This is a genomic window from Streptomyces turgidiscabies Car8, assembly GCF_000331005.1.
GTDB classification, from domain to species: Bacteria; Actinomycetota; Actinomycetes; order Streptomycetales; family Streptomycetaceae; genus Streptomyces; species Streptomyces turgidiscabies.
In genome coordinates, this window is sequence record NZ_AEJB01000234.1 from 1 (window position 1) to 2,067 (window position 2,067).

Sequence of the window (2,067 nt, forward strand, 5' to 3'; positions counted from 1 at the left end):
CCAGGAACGGGATGGGACGGGTAGGGGCGGCGGGGGCGAGAAAACCCGGGAACTGGTACGGCGCCCTCAGTCCACCAGATCCCGAACCACCGCATCCGCCAACAACCGCCCCCGCAACGTCAACACCGCCCGCCCCTCCCCATACGGCCCCGCCTCCAGCAACCCCTCCCCCAACGCCCGCCCCGCAGCCGCCAGCCCGGCATCCCGCAGCAGCGCCAACGGCACCCCCTCCCGCAACCTCAGCTCCAGCAGCACCCGCTCGACCCGCCGGTCCTCCTCCGACAGCACCTCACGCCCCGCCCCCGGCGACCGCCCCGCCGCCAGCGCCCCCGCGTACGCCCCCGGATGCTTCACGTTCCACCACCGCACGCCCCCCACATGGCTGTGCGCCCCGGGCCCGGCGCCCCACCAGTCGGCGCCGCGCCAGTACAGCTCGTTGTGCAGGCACCGGGCGGCCTCGGAGGTGGCCCAGTTGGACACCTCGTACCAGTCGTAGCCCGCCGCCCCCAGCACCTCGTCGGCGATCAGATACCGGTCCGCGTGCACATCGTCGTCGGTCATCGGGACCTCGCCCCGGCGGATACGCCGAGCCAGCTGCGTACCCTCCTCCACGATCAGCGCATACGCACTCACATGGTCCGGCCCCGCCCCGAGGACCGCGTCCAGCGAGGCCCGCCAGTCGTCGTCCGACTCGCCGGGCGTGCCGTAGATCAGGTCGAGGTTCACATGGTCGAACCCCACCGCCCGCGCCTCCGCGACACACGCCTCGGGCCGCCCCGGCGTGTGCGTACGGTCCAGCACCTTCAGCACGTGCTGCTTCGCGCTCTGCATCCCGAACGAGATCCGGTTGAAGCCGCCCTCGCGAAGGGTGGCCAGATACCGCTCGTCCACCGACTCCGGGTTCGCCTCCGTCGTCACCTCGGCGTCCGCCGCGAGGCCGAACTCGTCGCGGATCGAGCGCAGCATCCGTACGAGATCGTCGGCGGCCAGAAGAGTCGGCGTACCGCCTCCCACGAACACCGTGCGGACCTCGCGAGGGTCGTCGCCCAGCACTTTCCGCGCGAGCCGGACCTCGTCGACGAGCGTGTCCGCGTAGTTGTCGCGGGAGGCCAGGACACCGCCGGTGCCGCGCAGCTCGGTCGCCGTGTAGGTGTTGAAGTCGCAGTAGCCGCAGCGGGTCGCGCAGTACGGGACGTGGAGGTAGAACCCGAGGGGACGGTCCGCGGCCCCGGCGAGCGCGGGGGCGGGCAGGGCGCCGTCGTCGGGGACGGGTTCGCCGTCGGGGAGTGCGGAGGGCATGCCTCCATTGTCCAGCACCGCCGCGCCGACCCGCCCCACCCGAGGACCGGGGCATCACCGGGGCACCAGTCGCACGCGCCGGCCGGGCGCACCGGCCGGGCCCGTCAGTCGGTCTGCAGCACCAGCAGCGCCAGATCGTCCTCCGGCGGCTTCTCCCCGAACTCGTGCACGAGTCGGCGGATACGTTCCGCGATCAGCTGCGCGTCCAGCCCGGCGCAGCCGGCGAGGGCGCTCGCCAGCCCGTCGCCGTCGTCGAACTGGCGGGGCCCGCAGCGCCGCTCGGTGACCCCGTCGGTGACGCACAGCAGGCTGTCGCCCGGCCACAGCTCGAAGCTCCCGCTCGTGTACGTCTCGTCCTCGACGACCCCGAGCAGGGTCTGCGGTTCGGCGGCGGTCAGGACCTCACCGCCCGCCCGGAGCACCAGCGGCAGCGGATGTCCGGCCGAGGCGAGAGTACAGCGCACGCCCCCGTCGAAGGGCGCGAGTTCGCCGTAGAGGAGGGAGAGGAAACGGGTCTGCGGGCCCTCGCCCTGCCGTACCGCGGCCGGGACGGCCGGCTCGGCGGAGCCCCCCGAGGCCACCGAACCTCCCGAGCCCGCCGGACCCCCCGGTGGCGCGGGCCGCCCGTCCGCCGCGACCAGGGCTCGGGCCGCCGCGTCCGCCGTCTCGGTGGCGTCGTCGAGGAGCAGCTGGTTGAGGCGGTCGAGGACGTCGGCGACCCGGTAGCCCTCGCGGGCGAGCAGCCGCAGCCAGGGACGGGCGAGGCCG

Annotated in this window: 2 protein-coding genes; both read right to left on the reverse strand. The window is 74.2% G+C overall.

Annotated features, from left to right (window positions below):
* Nucleotides 1-66 precede the first annotated feature (66 nt).
* A complete protein-coding gene (gene hemW, locus STRTUCAR8_RS15750; protein ID WP_006376773.1) occupies nucleotides 67-1,299 on the reverse strand; it encodes a radical SAM family heme chaperone HemW in 1,233 nt (410 codons plus the stop codon).
* Between the two features lie 104 nt (nucleotides 1,300-1,403).
* Nucleotides 1,404-2,067: PP2C family protein-serine/threonine phosphatase (locus tag STRTUCAR8_RS15755; RefSeq protein WP_006376772.1), on the reverse strand; the 664-nt coding region annotated here is incomplete at its 5' end.